Origin of the sequence: Pseudomonas sp. 18-147 (assembly GCF_051048045.1) — a bacterium.
Taxonomy (GTDB): Bacteria; Pseudomonadota; Gammaproteobacteria; order Pseudomonadales; family Pseudomonadaceae; genus Pseudomonas; species Pseudomonas aeruginosa.
Map to the genome: position 1 here is coordinate 5,187,709 of NZ_CP182296.1, position 14,344 is coordinate 5,202,052.

The following is a 14,344-nucleotide window of genomic DNA, read 5'->3' on the forward strand; positions in this document are numbered from 1 at the left end:
CCCACTCCGTGGCGGAAGGCTTGCCAAGGGACTGAAACATGGCTTTTACCGATCCGTTCATCCGTCGTCCGGTCCTGGCGAGCGTGGTCAGCCTGCTGATCGTCCTGCTCGGCATGCAGGCCTTCAGCAAGCTGGTGATCCGCGAGTATCCGCAAATGGAGAACGCGCTGATCACGGTGACCACGCTCTACGCCGGCGCCAACGCGGAAACCATCCAGGGCTACATCACCCAGCCGCTGCAGCAGAGCCTGGCCAGCGCCGAAGGCATCGACTACATGACCTCGGTGAGCCGGCAGAACTATTCGACCATCTCCATCTACGCGCGGATCGGCGCCAATACCGATCGCCTGGTCACCGAGCTGCTGGCCAAGTCCAACGAAGTGAAGAGCCAGCTGCCGCCGGACGCCGAGGACCCGGTGCTGCAGAAGGAGGCCGCGGACGCCTCGGCGCTGATGTACATCAGCTTCTACAGCGAGCAGATGAACAACCCGCAGATCACCGACTACCTGTCGCGGGTGATCCAGCCCAAGCTGGCGACCCTGCCCGGTATCGCCGAGGCGGAGATCCTCGGCAACCAGGTGTTCGCCATGCGCCTGTGGCTGGACCCGGTGAAGATGGCCGCGTTCGGCGTCACCGCCGGCGAGATCAACCAGGCGGTGCAGCAGTACAACTTCCTCGCCGCCGCCGGCGAGGTGAAGGGCCAGTTGGTGGTCACCAGCGTCAATGCTTCCACCGACCTCAAGTCGCCCCAGGCCTTCGCCGCCATCCCGGTGAAGACCGACGGCGACCGCCGGGTGCTGATGGGTGATGTCGCACGGGTCGAACTGGGCGCCGCCAGCTACGACGCGATCAGTTCGTTCAATGGGATTCCCTCGGTCTACATCGGCATCAAGGGCACGCCCAGCGCCAACCCGCTGGACGTGATCAAGGAAGTGCGGGCGAAGATGCCCGAACTGGAAGAGCAATTGCCGCCCAACCTCAAGGTGTCCATCGCCTACGACGCCACGCGCTTCATTCAGGCCTCCATCGATGAAGTGGTGAAGACCCTCGGCGAGGCGGTGCTGATCGTCATCGTGGTGGTGTTCCTGTTCCTCGGCGCGTTCCGTTCGGTACTGATCCCGGTGGTGACCATTCCGCTGTCGATGATCGGCGTATTGTTCTTCATGCAGGCCATGGGCTACTCGATCAACCTGCTGACCCTGCTGGCGATGGTCCTGGCCATCGGCCTGGTGGTGGACGACGCGATCGTGGTGGTGGAAAACATCCACCGCCACATCGAGGAGGGCAAGCCGCCCTTCGAGGCTGCCCTGGAGGGCGCGCGGGAGATCGCCGTACCGGTGGTCAGCATGACCATCACCCTCGCCGCGGTCTACGCGCCGATCGGCTTCCTCACCGGCCTCACCGGCGCCCTGTTCAAGGAGTTCGCCTTCACCCTGGCCGGCGCGGTGATCATTTCCGGGATCGTCGCCCTGACCCTGTCGCCGATGATGTGCTCGCGCCTGTTGCGCCACGAGGAGAATCCCTCGGGCCTGGCGCATCGCCTCGACCTGATCTTCGAGGGCCTGAAGCAACGCTACCAGCGCGCCCTCCACGGCACCCTGGACACCCGTCCGGTGGTCCTGGTGTTCGCCGTGCTGGTACTGGCGCTGATCCCGGTACTGCTGATGTTCACCAAGAAGGAGCTGGCGCCGGAAGAGGACCAGGGCATCGTGTTCCTCATGACCAACTCGCCGCAGACCGCCAACCTCGACTACCTGAATCGCTACACCGCCGAGTTCGAAGGCATCTTCCGCAGCTTCCCGGAGTATTACTCGGCGTTCCAGATCAACGGCTACAACGGCGTCCAGGCCGGCATCGGCGGCATGCTGCTCAAGCCCTGGGACGAACGCGAAAAGAGCCAGATGGAATTGCTCCATGCGGTGCAGGCGAAGCTCAACGAGATTCCCGGCGTGCAGATCTTCGCCTTCAACCTGCCGTCGCTACCGGGCACCGGCGAGGGCCTGCCATTCCAGTTCGTGCTCAACACCGCCAACGACTACGAGTCGCTGCTGCAAGTGGCGCAACGGGTGAAGCAGCGCGCCAGCGAGTCCGGCAAGTTCGCCTTCCTCGATCTCGACCTGGCGTTCGACAAACCCGAGCTGGTGGTCGACATCGACCGCGAGAAGGCCGCGCAGATGGGCGTCTCCATGCAGGACCTGGGGGTGGCGCTGGCCAGCCTGCTCGGCGAGGGCGAGATCAACCGCTTCACCATCGACGGGCGCAGCTACAAGGTCATCGCCCAGGTCGAACGCCCCTATCGCGACAATCCCGGCTGGCTCGGCAGCTACTACGTGAAGAGCCGCAACGGCCAACTGGTCGCCCTCTCGACCCTGATAGAGACCCACGAACGGGCACGGCCACGGCAACTGAACCAGTTCCAGCAGCTCAACTCGGCGATCATCTCCGGCTTCCCCATCGTCAGCATGGGCGAGGCCATCGAGACGGTTCAGCAGATCGCCCGCGAGGAAGCCCCGCGTGGCTTCGCCGTCGACTACGCCGGCGCTTCCCGGCAATACGTGCAGGAAGGCAGCGCATTGCTGGTCACCTTCGGACTGGCCCTGGCGATCATCTTCCTGGTCCTCGCCGCACAGTTCGAAAGCTTCCGCGATCCGCTGGTGATCATGGTCACCGTGCCGCTGTCGATCTGCGGTGCGCTGATACCGCTGTTCCTCGGCGTGTCGAGCCTGAACATCTATACCCAGGTCGGCCTGGTGACACTGATCGGCCTGATCAGCAAACACGGCATCCTGATCGTCGAGTTCGCCAACCAGTTGCGCCACGAACAGGGGCTGGGGCGTCGCGAGGCCATCGAGCAGGCCGCCGCGATCCGCCTGCGGCCAGTACTGATGACCACCGCGGCGATGGTGCTCGGGGTGATCCCGCTGATCCTCGCCACCGGCGCCGGGGCGGTCAGTCGCTTCGACATCGGCATCGTGATCGCGACCGGCATGTCGGTGGGCACCCTCTTCACCCTGTTCGTCCTGCCGTGCATCTACACCCTGGTGGCCAGGCCGGATGCCCCGCCAGGCGTGACGCAAGCGGCAAACGCACACTGATCGGAAACGGCGGACAGCGACAACAGCGCTGTCCGCCGGCGCTGTCGCCCCATCCCACAGCCCTCCGGGCGCGATCCTATGTCCGCCGGCAGCCGCCTCCAGTAGACTGCCCGCTGAAACGCAGTGGTGAGACGAGCATGGCCGAGAGCGCTTTTTCCGAACGTATCGTGCAGAACCTGCTGGATACCGACTTCTACAAGCTGACCATGATGCAGGCGGTGCTGCACAACTATCCCAACGCCGAGGTGGAGTGGGAGTTCCGCTGCCGCAACCAGGAAGACCTGCGCCTGTACCTGCCGGCCATCCGCGAACAACTGGAATACCTGGCGGGCCTGGCGATCAGCGACGAGCAACTGGCCTTCCTCGAACGGATTCCCTTCCTCGCGCCGGACTTCATCCGCTTCCTCGGGTTGTTCCGCTTCAACCCGCGCTACGTGCAGACCGGCATCGAGAACGACGAATTTTTCCTGCGCCTGAAAGGTCCCTGGCTGCACGTGATCCTCTTCGAAGTGCCGCTGCTGGCGATGATCAGCGAGGTGCGCAACCGCGCCCGCTACCCGGCCGCCACCGTCGAGCAGGCGCGCGAACGCCTGCAGGAAAAGTTCGATTGGCTGCGCCGGGAGGCCAGCGCCGAGGAACTGGCCGGCTTCAAGATGGCCGACTTCGGTACCCGCCGCCGCTTCTCCTATCGGGTCCACGAGGCGGTGGTGAGCGGTCTGAAGGAGGACTTTCCGGGCTGCTTCGTCGGCACCAGCAACGTCCACCTGGCACGCAAGCTCGACCTCAAGCCCCTCGGCACCATGGCCCACGAATGGCTGATGGCCCACCAGCAGCTCGGTCCGCGCCTGATCGACAGCCAGAGTGCCGCGTTGGACTGCTGGGTCCGCGAATACCGTGGGCTGCTCGGCATCGCGCTGACCGACTGCATCACCACCGATGCCTTCCTGCGCGACTTCGACCTCTATTTCGCCAAGCTCTTCGACGGCCTCCGCCACGACTCGGGCGACCCATTGCTGTGGGCGGAAAAGACCATCGCCCACTACCTCAAGCTGGGCATCGACCCGCTGACCAAGACCCTGGTGTTCTCCGACGGCCTCGACCTGCCACGGGCCCTGAAGATCTATCGCGCGCTGCAGGGCCGGATCAACGTCAGCTTCGGCATAGGCACGCATTTCACCTGCGACCTGCCGGGCGTCGAGCCGATGAACATCGTGGTGAAGATGAGCGCCTGCAACGGCCATCCGGTGGCGAAGATCTCCGATACGCCCGGCAAGGCGCAATGCCGGGACCCTGACTTCATCCACTACCTCAAGCACGTGTTCCAGGTCGCCTAGGGCAAGCCTGGCGCGCTGCGGCAAGGTGGCGCATGAGGCCTGGCCCTTATTCGGCCCATGCCTCCGACGATCTCATCGCCCATGAAAAAGCCCCGCCAAGGCGGGGCTTTTTCGACAAGGAGACTCAGCGCGACAGGCTGGCTCCCCCCTGGGAAAGACCGAACATCAGCAGCAGGATGTCCTTGTTCGGCTGGACCTCCTGGCGCGTCGGCCGCTCGGCCTTGAGCGCCGAAGGCGTCGGGCAGTACTCATGACCGCCGCTCATCTGCACCACGTTCGGCGCGGGTTCGTGCCAGGCGGCAGCCGCGGCTGTAGCCACGGCGAGAGCGCCGACCAGCAACAAACCTCGAGTGATTTCTAATTTCATGTCTGCAACCCTTTGATGGCGCTGCCAAACGCCGTCTGGTAACCATAGATGAAGGCTTGCCACTGCGCGCCAGTCCACGACGAACGGCGCTTCAACTGCTTCAGGTCGTGCTGGGACGCCTTGTTCACCGTAAGGCGGCGGCGGCTCTTCTCCAGGTCGATCAGCGCTACTTCGATGGCCTCACCCTCGACGCGGACGAAGATGTGCTTCGGATAGAGACAACCGTGCTGCCAGTGGGCAAGATTCATCCGGGCAATGGTAGCGCCGATTTGTTGCAGAATTCTTTGGTGCTTCGCTTCGCCCCAGCGGTCCTGGTCACCGCGCGCATAGCACTCGTCGAGGCTGGAGAAACCCTCCAGGGCTTCGGTCACCAGCAGCGCCTGCCATTGCCCGTCGACCTTGCGGCAGCCGGAATAGATCAGGCGCGGCACGCGTATACCGAGCGACTCGAAGGCCCGTAGCGCATCGCGCTCGCGCATGGCGGTGGGATAGCCGAAAGGGCGCTGCCAGTCGCGGTAGACGTGGCCGGTCTGCTGCTTGCGATAGAGCAGCCGTCCATCGCCGGTGTACACCCGCTGCACGCCGCTCGCCCCGCCGCGGCGCTCGTTGGGCTCCTCGACCCAGCTGCCGGGTACCTGCAACCACTGGTCGATGGCGGAGTCGCCGGAGATACGTTGCAGGGATGCCAGATCGGGAGCCATCGTTATTCCTTTCGCAAGATATAGACCCGCCACATGTGATACAGCGGGATGAAATCGAGATGCTTCTGGACGACGAAGCCGGCGTCGCGGAACTCGCGCTCGACCGTTTCGGCTGGTAACACGAAGCGGTTCTGGTAGCCGGTCTGTTCCCCGTTCGCTACCCGCCGTGCCTCCATGCGCCTACGCTTCCAGGCCTTGAAATTGCCATCGACCCAGAGGGAAAGAATCACGCTGTCCCGCGTGACCCGGTGAAACTCGCGGAGCAGGACGCGTCGATCATCCGCCTCGCCGATGTGGTGGAGCAGCCGCATGCAGAAGATATTGTCCACCGAGCTGTCCGGCAGGTCGATGGCGAAAGCGGAAGTCTGCAAGGGCCGTACCCGTTTCACTACACCGTCCGGCTGGCCGGCGCAGGCGACCGCCAGCATGTCCGCGGAATTGTCGGCGCCGATGATCACCCGGTTGTCCTTTTCCGCCAGCAGCGGCCAGAAGCGTCCGGCGCCGCAGGGCAGGTCGAGCACCAGGTTGGGCTGCCCCGCGAGCTTCAGCGCGTGCCGGGCGAGTTGGACGTCGCGCCGGTGGGAAAGTTTCCGGGCGAGGCCGTCCTGATGCTTCTTCAGGTAGGCCTCAGCATGCTCGCGATCATACTTGTGAGAAAAGTCGAGGTCGACAGGCGGATTGTTCATGACGGGAACTCCAGGATTCATGAGACGAACGGTATGAATCCAGCCGTCAAGCTCGGGTCAAGGGGTGGTGAATTTTTCGTCAAGCAACATCGAGTAAAACTTCGAACCGGCAGCCATGCGGCTCCACCGCGCTGAGGGTTACGCTCCAGCCCTCGGCGGCGCAGATCCGCTTCACCAGCGAGAGCCCGAGGCCAAGGCCTTCGCCGCGCCCGGAGCTGGAACTGCCGCGAACGAAGGGCATGAAAATGCGTTCGCGTTGTTCTTCCGGGACGCCCGCCCCGGTGTCCTCGACGCTGAAACCATGCTCGTCGAGGGTCAGCGTGATGCTCCCGGCATCGGTGTAGTGGGTCGCGTTGCGCAACAGGTTGCCCATCACCGCGCGCAGCAGTGGCGCGTTGAACTGGCCGGCGCAGGCACCTTCGTTGCGGTAGTGCAGGGTCAGTCCTCGCGCCTCGACCTGTTCGCGCCAGACCTGGACCAGGTCGTCGGCGATGCTCTCCAGGCTACCGTGGGGCGCCAGGCTTTCCTCGCCCTTCTGCGCACGCGCCAGCAACAGGAAGGTTTGCACCAGGTCGCGCATCTCCTCGGTGGCCTTGGTCATCCGCTCCAGTTGGCCACGGGCGCGCGGGCCGAGGCTGGGTTCTTCGGCCAGCAGTTCGCATGAGGTGGCGATGACCATCAACGGCGTACGCAACTCATGACTGACGTCGCTGGTGAACAATTGCTCGCGCTTGAGCGCGTCGCGCAGGCGGCCAAGGGTCTCGTCGAAGGAAGCGGCCAGCTCGCCGACCTCGTCGTTGGCGTAGTCCGGCGCCAACGGCGGCGCCAGACCGAGCAACTGTTCGCGATGCCGCACCTGGCGCGCCAGGCGCACCACCGGCTCCATCACCTTGCGCGCGAGCATCCAGCCAAGCAGGCCGGCCAGGGCGATGCTCAGCACGTAGCCGGTCAGCACCGAGGCGTAGAGCACCTGCTCGCGCGCTTCGAAATCGCTCTGGTCCTGCAGCAGGACGAAGCGGCGACCATCGATGTCGCGCACCAGCGCATGGAACGACAAGTCGCCCTCGAACACTTCGTGGAAACCGACATCCAGTTGGTCCAGCGCCGGCGGCATGGCGTAGGAGCCCTGGCCGTCGCTGATGAAGAAGCGCATGCCGGGATCGAGCACCGGGTTGCGTCCCTGGGCCAGGTCGTCGCGCAGGATGCGCTCCAGTTCGCCGCCCAGGTCGCGGGAAATCAGGCGCTCCTCGATGATGTGGACCACGCCGACGATGCCGGCGGAGAACAGTCCCCCCACGGCGACCGTCATCAGCATGAAGGCGATGACGATCCGGCGGGCGAGGCTCTGCTTATACTCCATTCGGCTCCTCCGCCAGGCGGTAGCCGACGCCATGCACCGTATGCAGCAAGGCCACGGAGAATGGCTTGTCGATCACCTGACGGAGTTGATGGACGTGGCTGCGCAGGCTGTCACTGTCCGGGCAGTCGTCGCCCCAGACCGCTTCTTCCAGGGCATCCCGGCGCACCACATGGGGGCTCTTCTGCATCAGCACGGCGAGCAGCTTTAGGCCGATCGGATTGAGCTTGAGCGACTTGCCCGCGCGCTTGACCTCCAGGGTATCCAGGTCATAGCTGAGATCGGCCACGCTCAGCTCGCGGCGGCCGCCACCCTGGGCGCGACGCAGCACCGCCTCGATGCGTGCGGAAAGTTCGGAAAGGGCGAAGGGCTTGACCAGGTAATCGTCGGCTCCGGAACGAAACCCCTGCAGGCGATCGTCCAACTGGTCGCGGGCGGTGAGCATGATCACCGGGGTATCGCGCCGTGCGTCTTCGCGCAGGCGCCGGCACAGGGCATAGCCGTCGATTCCCGGCAGCATCACGTCGAGCACGATCAGGTCGTAGTGCTCGGTGGCCGCCAGGTGCAGGCCGGACAGCCCGTCCTGCGCGCAATCCACGGTATAGCCCTTGAGCGACAGGTAATCGGCCAGGTTGGCCAGGATGTCGCGGTTGTCTTCGACCACCAGTATTCGCATGTCCCACTCCTTCGCAGGAAGACCGATCGAGCGCCTCTCGCGCATTTACGGATTCTTCACCGGCGATTCACACCGGCTCTACGCTCGCCACCAGAGACTGCATGGCGTCTTCCATGGCCGCCGATCATAGCGGCTTTGCGGATGCGCACGAACCCCGGCGGTGGATTTAACCAGCGTCGAAGTCAAGAGAACGTCAACGCCAGCGTTGGAGATCGCATGACCCAGGCCGCCGTCCATTCCCCTTCCCGTCCATTCAACCCCTGGCTGTTCCTCGCCCTGCCGCTGGGCCTGGCGGCACTGCTGCTGGCCTTCGAGCCGGTGACCCTCGACCTCGCCCTGGCCAACCTGATGTACGACCCGGGCGCCGGCTTCATCGGCCGGCACAGCTGGTTCCTGGAGAACATCCTGCACGACCGGGTCAAGCAACTGGTGATCGCCATCAGCGTCCTCGGCCTGCTGGTCTCCATCGCCGGACTGTTCCACCGGCCATGGCGCGCACTGAGCAGGCCGCTGGCCTATGTGTTCCTCGCCATGAGCCTTGCAGCCAGCATAGTCACTCCGCTCAAGGCGCTCACCGCCGTGCAGTGCCCCTGGAGCCTGGCGCAGTTCGGCGGCGAGGAAACCTATAGTTCGCTGCTCAGCCCACGGCCGCCGACCGAGCACCCCGGACGCTGCTGGCCGGGCGGGCACGCATCGTCCGGATTCGTCCTGTTCGCGCTGTTCTTCGCCCTGCGCGACCGCAAGCCCAGGCTGGCGCGCTACGCCCTGGCCTTCGCCTTCGCCATGGGCTGTCTGCTATCGCTGTCGCGCATGCTGCAAGGTGCGCACTTCCTCTCGCACAACCTGTGGACGATGCTGTTCGACTGGCTGATCTGCCTCGGCCTGTACCGCCTGATGCTCTACCGACCGGAGACGCGGGGACAGCGCAACGGCGGCGCCGACGAAAACCGCGTTCAGGAAGACGATTCGTCCGCTCCCAGCACGCCGAACTCGATGGGCACCTTCATGTAGAACAGCCGCACGCCGGCCTGGCGGATCGACTCGAACAGGCGTTCTGACTGCTCGGGATCGACCGCCATGAGGATTTCCTGCGGCTGGTCGGCCAGCTCGAAGAAGTGCATCGAATGCAGCCGGCCGCTCTGGCCGAAGCCTTCGCTGGCAGCCAGCGCGGTGGCACCGCGCACGCCCAGGCGGCGCGCCTCTTCCAGCAGCCAGTCGCAGATCGGCTGGCCCTGGTGGCGGCGCCCCTGCTGGGTGATGAAGGTCAGTTGATAGCCTTGCATGGTCGGTCCTCCCGCTGCGCTATTTGCCCAGCATCCAGTTCATCGAGAACAACCCCAGCAGGGTCATCAGCAACGAGCCGCTCACGTGCGTCGCGATGGCTCCGGCGGCCCAGCCCAGGCGGCCCTCCTGAAGCAGGCTGACGACCTCGGCGGAAAAGGTGGAGAAAGTGGTCAGGCCGCCGCAGAACCCGGTGATGATCAGTAGCCGCCATTCCGGAGCGATGCCCGGCGCCTGGGCGAAATAGGCAATCGCCGCGCCGATGACATAGCCGCCGATCAGGTTGGCCAGCAGCGTGCCGGGGGGAATGCTGGGCAGCAGGCTGTTCAGCTTGAGCCCGAGGAACCAGCGCAGCAACGCCCCCAGGGCGGCGCCGAGGGCGATGGCGAGAATGGATTTCCACATAGTCCTGTCCTTGTAGGAGCGATTCGGACAGGCGGCAGGCGAGCGCCTACGCGCCTTTCCAGGTTCATGCGTAGGCATCATCAGCCCCAGGGGCGGTTGAAGGAGGAATGCCATCTCCTGTCGGCAAGATTGGCACAAAGCGAGGCACCTATCAAAGGCCGGAGTACGCCGGATCGCCCGAAGCGTGCCAGTCTAGGGAACCTTCCCCCTTCCTTCGCCGGAGCCCCCATGCGCCCAGTCCTGCTGCTTTGCTGCCTGTTCCTGTCCGCCACCGCCCAGGCCGAGGATTGCTCGCCGCAAACCTCTGTCGGTAGCTGGTGCGAGCTGCCGCTCGCGGCCCTCCACCCGACCCAGCAGAATGTCGGCCTGCTGCAGGTCGAGGATGACCAGGCCAAGCTCGCCGGGAAGAAGCCCAAGGCTCTCGAGCGCTACTTGCGCAAGAAGGAGATTCCGGTGGTGATCGGCCCCGGCGGCCGCTTCTACCTCACCGATCGCCATCACCTGAGTAGCGCGCTCTGGCGCCTGGACCCGAAACAGGGCGTGCCGGTGAAGGTGATCGGCCGGCTACCCCAGGCCAGCGACTTCTGGGAGAAGATGCAGGAAAACCACTGGGTCTGGCTGCACGATGCGCGTGGCGCGGAGATCCCGCCCGAGGCCCTGCCGGACGCTCTCGCCGGGCTTGGCGACGATCCCTACCGCGCCCTGGCCGGCTACGCCGAGGACGAGAACGCCTTCGACAAGGATCGGCAGAGCTATTTCATCGAATTCCACTGGGCGCGCTATTTCGGCGAACGCATGCACTGGCGGCCGATCAGCCGCGCCACTCTGCCCGACGACCTGAAGCAGGCACTGCGCCTGGCCTGCGAACCGGCGGCAAGGGAGCTGCCGGGCTACCGCCAGGACTGCCCGCACTGAGGAATAAAAAAGCCCCGCCGAAGCGGGGCTTTTCCAACCACAGGGGCCGGTCGGCTTACATCATGCCGCCCATGCCGCCCATGCCGCCCATGTCAGGCATGCCGCCCATGGCCGGCTTGTCTTCCACGATCTCGGCAACCATGGCTTCGGTGGTGATCATCAGACCGCCGATGGAGGCCGCAGCCTGCAGAGCGGAACGAGTGACCTTGGCCGGGTCCAGGATGCCCATCTCGATCATGTCGCCGTACACGCCGGTAGCAGCGTTGAAGCCGTAGTTGCCGGAACCCTGCTTGACCTTGTCGACCACTACGCTCGGCTCGTCGCCGGCGTTGGCCACGATCTGGCGCAGCGGCGATTCGACGGCGCGACGCAGCAGGGCGATACCGACGTTCTGCTCCTCGTTGTCACCCTTCAGGCCTTCGATGGCTTGCAGGGCACGAACCAGGGCTACGCCGCCGCCGGGAACCACGCCCTCTTCCACCGCTGCACGGGTAGCGTGCAGGGCGTCTTCGACGCGGGCTTTCTTCTCTTTCATCTCGACTTCGGTGGCAGCGCCTACCTTGATCACGGCAACACCGCCGGCCAGCTTGGCCAGGCGCTCTTGCAGCTTCTCGCGGTCGTAGTCGGAAGTGGTTTCCTCGATCTGCTTGCGGATCTGCAGGACGCGGGCTTCGATATCAGCCTGCACACCGGCGCCATCGATGATGGTGGTGTTTTCCTTGTTGATCACGACGCGCTTGGCGTTGCCCAGGTGCTCCAGGGTAGCGCCTTCCAGGCTCAGGCCGACTTCTTCACTGATCACGGTACCGCCGGTGAGGATGGCGATGTCCTGCAGCATGGCCTTGCGGCGATCGCCGAAGCCCGGAGCCTTGACAGCCGCGACCTTGACGATGCCACGCATGTTGTTCACCACCAGGGTGGCCAGGGCTTCGCCCTCGACGTCCTCGGCGACGATCAGCAGCGGACGGCCGGCCTTGGCGACGGCTTCCAGCACCGGCAGCATTTCGCGGATGTTGGAGATCTTCTTGTCGACCAGCAGCAGCAGCGGGCTATCCAGCTCGGCAGCCATGGTGTCCGGCTTGTTCACGAAGTAGGGGGACAGGTAGCCGCGATCGAACTGCATGCCTTCGACGACGGACAGTTCGTTTTCCAGGCCCGAGCCTTCCTCGACGGTGATCACGCCTTCTTTACCGACTTTTTCCATGGCTTCGGCAATGATCTGGCCGATGGACTCGTCGGAGTTGGCGGAGATGGTGCCTACCTGGGCGATGGCCTTGGTGTCGGCGCAGGGCTTGGCCAGCTCTTTCAGCTGGGCGACGATGGCCACGGTGGCCTTGTCGATACCGCGCTTCAGGTCCATCGGGTTCATGCCGGCGGCAACGGCCTTCAGGCCTTCGTTGACGATGGCCTGGGCCAGGACGGTCGCGGTGGTGGTGCCGTCACCGGCAGCGTCGTTGGCCTTGGAGGCAACGTCTTTCACCAGCTGCGCGCCCATGTTCTCGAACTTGTCTTTCAGCTCGATTTCCTTGGCGACGGAAACGCCGTCCTTGGTGATGGTCGGAGCGCCGAAGGACTTGTCCAGAACCACGTTGCGGCCTTTCGGGCCGAGGGTGGCCTTGACGGCATCGGCCAGCACGTTCACGCCGACCAGCATTTTCTTGCGAGCGGAATCGCCGAACTTAACTTCTTTGGCAGCCATGTTCTCTTTCCTCTAAATCGAATTCGGTGAAAACGGAGTGGTGAGACCGATCAGTCTTCCAGGACGGCGAGGATTTCGGACTCGCCCATCACCAGCAGTTCCTCGCCATCGACCTTGATGGCGTTGCTGCCGGAGTAAGGCCCGAAGACCACCTTGTCGCCCACCTTCACTGCCAGAGCGCGCACTTCGCCGTTGTCCAGTACACGACCGGTACCTACGGCTACCACTTCACCGCGGTTCGGCTTCTCGGCGGCGGAACCCGGCAGCACGATGCCGCCTGCGGTCTTGGTCTCTTCCTCGCTGCGACGGATAACGACGCGATCATGCAGAGGACGAAGCTTCATAGTCGTAACTCTCCCAAACAGTGGTTTCCAACGGCCGGATCGAAGTCCGGCGGGTTTTGTTGAAGCCGGCGTTGCCGGGTTGCGACTCGACGCGCGAGCCGCGTAAGACAGCCTGCCCTTGTGGCAGGGACCTTGCGGTGACCGTTACATAAGGTCGCCACAAGCCATTTCAAGGGCATGCAGTGAAAATTTTTTTCAGTTGCGCGAATCGTCGCGGCGCTCGTACTCACCCTCGATGACGTTCGGCCGCGACGGACCCTGTCCGTAGCGGGCGTTCAGGTCGTCGGCGAAGGCGCGCCGGCGCAGCGCCTGCTGTTCGACGCGGCGGCGCAGGCCGCCGAGCATCAGGCGACGGGTGAAAGGAATCAGGCAGAGGATGCCGAAGATGTCGCTGATGAAACCCGGCAGCATCAGCAGGCCGCCGCCGACGGCGATCAACAGGCCTTCGAGCATTTCCTGCTCCGGCAGTTCGCCACGGGCCAGTCGTTCGCGGGCGCGCCAGGCGGTGGCCACACCGGCCACGCGCAACAATGCGGCACCGATGAAGGCGCTGGCGACGATCAGGAACAGGGTCCAGCCGACCCCGATGACACTGCCGACCTTGATCAGGACGGCCAGCTCGACCAGCGGGAAGAGCAACAGCAGAAAGAGGAAAGCGCGCATTTCAGAGTCCTTGGCGGGGCCCGTTTGCCCCCGGTACCACCAGTAGTTGGCGCCAGCCGGGGAAGAATTCAACCCTGCTCCGGCTCGACGGTCGGCCAGCGCTCGGCCCTGGCCAGTTGCACCAGCGCCTGGCGCACGGCCCCGGGGTTGCCGCAGGCGGCGGGGAACGGCAGCCAGTGCAGGCCCTGGCCGATGCGCAGGTGGAAACCTTCTGTATCAATTCCCGCCAGCTGCGCCGCGGCATGCGCCGGCAGTCCGGCCAGTTCCACATAGTGGGCGATGGCGGCGGCGTGGTCGCTGTTCATGTGCTCGACCATGCCGCGCTCGGCTTCTCCGGCGAACGGATTGGCCAGCGGCACGCGCTCGGCGGCCAGCCAGTGGATCGCGCCGAAACCGCCGATGAAACGCCACTGGACCGGTTGCAGCACCCAGAAGTCGAAATCGTGGACCCGATGGTAGTCGGCGGACTCGGGGAAATAGCGGTAGTAACGCTCGGCCGCCGCGGCGACCTCCTCCTCCGCCAATTGCCGCGCCTCGGCCAGCAGGGTGAGGCGGCCGACAGCCTGGATATCCTCGGCGCCGCGCTCGCCTACCAGCATCGAGCAGCGCGGGTCTGCCTGCAGGTTGTGGGTGTGCTGGGCGATCCGGCTGATCAGGATCAGCGGCCGGCCTTCGGCATCCAGGCAATAGGGAACCACCGAGCCGAAAGGAAAGCCCGGCCATTTCTTCGAGTGGGTGGAAAGGACCGCACGGTATTCCTTGAGCAGCAATTCTCGGGCATTCTTTGCAGCTTCAACGCTCAATTTATGACTCCTTGCATA

The 14,344-nt window shown here is 64.7% G+C and carries 15 protein-coding genes and 1 riboswitch; of the genes, 4 read left to right on the plus strand and 11 right to left on the minus strand.

The window, feature by feature from the left end; genetic code table 11:
- Positions 1-38: 38 nt before the first annotated feature.
- Positions 39-3,095 (plus strand): multidrug efflux RND transporter permease subunit MexW, encoded by a 3,057-nt coding sequence (gene mexW, locus ACM0M4_RS24625; RefSeq protein ID WP_003112762.1) that lies wholly within the window; start codon positions 39-41, stop codon positions 3,093-3,095.
- A gap of 137 nt (positions 3,096-3,232) precedes the next feature.
- On the plus strand, positions 3,233-4,429 hold the full coding sequence (gene pncB, locus ACM0M4_RS24630; RefSeq protein WP_003102657.1) for a nicotinate phosphoribosyltransferase: 1,197 nt from the start codon (positions 3,233-3,235) through the stop codon (positions 4,427-4,429).
- Between the two features lie 124 nt (positions 4,430-4,553).
- Here the strand turns inward: pncB and ACM0M4_RS24635 are convergent, their stop codons facing one another.
- The 5 genes from ACM0M4_RS24635 to ACM0M4_RS24655 all read right to left on the minus strand — a co-directional run bounded on the left by ACM0M4_RS24635 (position 4,554) and on the right by ACM0M4_RS24655 (position 8,216).
- Positions 4,554-4,796 carry a hypothetical protein gene (locus ACM0M4_RS24635; protein ID WP_003102660.1) on the minus strand — a complete coding sequence of 81 codons (243 nt, stop codon included), beginning with the start codon at positions 4,794-4,796 and terminating at the stop codon, positions 4,554-4,556.
- Positions 4,793-5,497, minus strand: a complete 705-nt coding sequence (locus ACM0M4_RS24640) for a lipopolysaccharide kinase InaA family protein (protein ID WP_003120889.1) — start codon at positions 5,495-5,497, stop codon at positions 4,793-4,795. Before ACM0M4_RS24640 ends, ACM0M4_RS24635 begins: the two co-directional genes overlap by 4 nt.
- Positions 5,498-5,499: 2 nt before the next feature.
- Positions 5,500-6,183 carry a class I SAM-dependent methyltransferase gene (locus tag ACM0M4_RS24645; protein WP_003094031.1) on the minus strand — a complete coding sequence of 228 codons (684 nt, stop codon included), beginning with the start codon at positions 6,181-6,183 and terminating at the stop codon, positions 5,500-5,502.
- Between the two features lie 79 nt (positions 6,184-6,262).
- A complete protein-coding gene (locus tag ACM0M4_RS24650; RefSeq protein WP_003094037.1) occupies positions 6,263-7,543 on the minus strand; it encodes a sensor histidine kinase in 1,281 nt (426 codons plus the stop codon).
- Positions 7,533-8,216, minus strand: coding sequence for a response regulator transcription factor (locus ACM0M4_RS24655; protein WP_003094039.1), 684 nt, complete (start codon positions 8,214-8,216; stop codon positions 7,533-7,535). Before ACM0M4_RS24655 ends, ACM0M4_RS24650 begins: the two co-directional genes overlap by 11 nt.
- 216 nt (positions 8,217-8,432) lie before the next feature.
- Here ACM0M4_RS24655 and ACM0M4_RS24660 point away from each other — a divergent pair, with 216 nt between their 5' ends.
- On the plus strand, positions 8,433-9,227 hold the full coding sequence (locus ACM0M4_RS24660; RefSeq protein WP_003112760.1) for a phosphatase PAP2 family protein: 795 nt from the start codon (positions 8,433-8,435) through the stop codon (positions 9,225-9,227).
- On the opposite strand, the gene ACM0M4_RS24665 is transcribed toward ACM0M4_RS24660, so the two are convergent.
- Entirely contained in the window at positions 9,170-9,499 is a 330-nt protein-coding gene (locus tag ACM0M4_RS24665; protein ID WP_003112759.1) for a DUF190 domain-containing protein, read from the minus strand. The genes ACM0M4_RS24660 and ACM0M4_RS24665 overlap by 58 nt on opposite strands.
- A gap of 19 nt (positions 9,500-9,518) precedes the next feature.
- Positions 9,519-9,902: a fluoride efflux transporter CrcB gene (crcB, locus tag ACM0M4_RS24670; RefSeq protein ID WP_003123286.1), complete on the minus strand. Its 384-nt coding sequence runs from the start codon at positions 9,900-9,902 to the stop codon at positions 9,519-9,521.
- A 64-nt stretch (positions 9,903-9,966) separates the two neighbouring features.
- Positions 9,967-10,029, minus strand: a riboswitch (Fluoride riboswitch).
- 101 nt (positions 10,030-10,130) lie between these two features.
- Here crcB and ACM0M4_RS24675 point away from each other — a divergent pair.
- Positions 10,131-10,817 carry a ParB-like protein gene (locus ACM0M4_RS24675; RefSeq protein ID WP_003102671.1) on the plus strand — a complete coding sequence of 229 codons (687 nt, stop codon included), beginning with the start codon at positions 10,131-10,133 and terminating at the stop codon, positions 10,815-10,817.
- Positions 10,818-10,872: 55 nt separating this feature from the next.
- Here the strand turns inward: ACM0M4_RS24675 and groL are convergent, their stop codons facing one another.
- The 4 genes from groL to ACM0M4_RS24695 all read right to left on the minus strand — a co-directional run bounded on the left by groL (position 10,873) and on the right by ACM0M4_RS24695 (position 14,326).
- Positions 10,873-12,516, minus strand: coding sequence for a chaperonin GroEL (gene groL, locus ACM0M4_RS24680; RefSeq protein WP_003094059.1), 1,644 nt, complete (start codon positions 12,514-12,516; stop codon positions 10,873-10,875).
- Positions 12,517-12,566: 50 nt separating this feature from the next.
- Positions 12,567-12,860 (minus strand): co-chaperone GroES, encoded by a 294-nt coding sequence (locus tag ACM0M4_RS24685; protein ID WP_003094064.1) that lies wholly within the window; start codon positions 12,858-12,860, stop codon positions 12,567-12,569.
- Between the two features lie 195 nt (positions 12,861-13,055).
- Positions 13,056-13,523 (minus strand): FxsA family protein, encoded by a 468-nt coding sequence (locus tag ACM0M4_RS24690; protein WP_003094066.1) that lies wholly within the window; start codon positions 13,521-13,523, stop codon positions 13,056-13,058.
- A gap of 68 nt (positions 13,524-13,591) precedes the next feature.
- Positions 13,592-14,326, minus strand: a complete 735-nt coding sequence (locus ACM0M4_RS24695; protein WP_003112758.1) for a HugZ family protein — start codon at positions 14,324-14,326, stop codon at positions 13,592-13,594.
- Positions 14,327-14,344 lie beyond the last annotated feature (18 nt).

Coding starts and splice junctions, on each gene's coding strand:
- ACM0M4_RS24665 (WP_003112759.1), bottom strand. CDS start 9,499: ATGCAAGGCTATCAACTGACCTTCATCACCCAGCAGGGGCGCCGCCAC.
- crcB (WP_003123286.1), bottom strand. CDS start 9,902: ATGTGGAAATCCATTCTCGCCATCGCCCTCGGCGCCGCCCTGGGGGCG.
- ACM0M4_RS24650 (WP_003094037.1), bottom strand. CDS start 7,543: ATGGAGTATAAGCAGAGCCTCGCCCGCCGGATCGTCATCGCCTTCATG.
- ACM0M4_RS24690 (WP_003094066.1), bottom strand. CDS start 13,523: ATGCGCGCTTTCCTCTTTCTGCTGTTGCTCTTCCCGCTGGTCGAGCTG.
- ACM0M4_RS24660 (WP_003112760.1), top strand. CDS start 8,433: ATGACCCAGGCCGCCGTCCATTCCCCTTCCCGTCCATTCAACCCCTGG.
- ACM0M4_RS24675 (WP_003102671.1), top strand. CDS start 10,131: ATGCGCCCAGTCCTGCTGCTTTGCTGCCTGTTCCTGTCCGCCACCGCC.
- ACM0M4_RS24685 (WP_003094064.1), bottom strand. CDS start 12,860: ATGAAGCTTCGTCCTCTGCATGATCGCGTCGTTATCCGTCGCAGCGAG.
- ACM0M4_RS24640 (WP_003120889.1), bottom strand. CDS start 5,497: ATGGCTCCCGATCTGGCATCCCTGCAACGTATCTCCGGCGACTCCGCC.
- ACM0M4_RS24645 (WP_003094031.1), bottom strand. CDS start 6,183: ATGAACAATCCGCCTGTCGACCTCGACTTTTCTCACAAGTATGATCGC.
- pncB (WP_003102657.1), top strand. CDS start 3,233: ATGGCCGAGAGCGCTTTTTCCGAACGTATCGTGCAGAACCTGCTGGAT.
- ACM0M4_RS24635 (WP_003102660.1), bottom strand. CDS start 4,796: ATGAAATTAGAAATCACTCGAGGTTTGTTGCTGGTCGGCGCTCTCGCC.
- ACM0M4_RS24655 (WP_003094039.1), bottom strand. CDS start 8,216: ATGCGAATACTGGTGGTCGAAGACAACCGCGACATCCTGGCCAACCTG.
- groL (WP_003094059.1), bottom strand. CDS start 12,516: ATGGCTGCCAAAGAAGTTAAGTTCGGCGATTCCGCTCGCAAGAAAATG.
- mexW (WP_003112762.1), top strand. CDS start 39: ATGGCTTTTACCGATCCGTTCATCCGTCGTCCGGTCCTGGCGAGCGTG.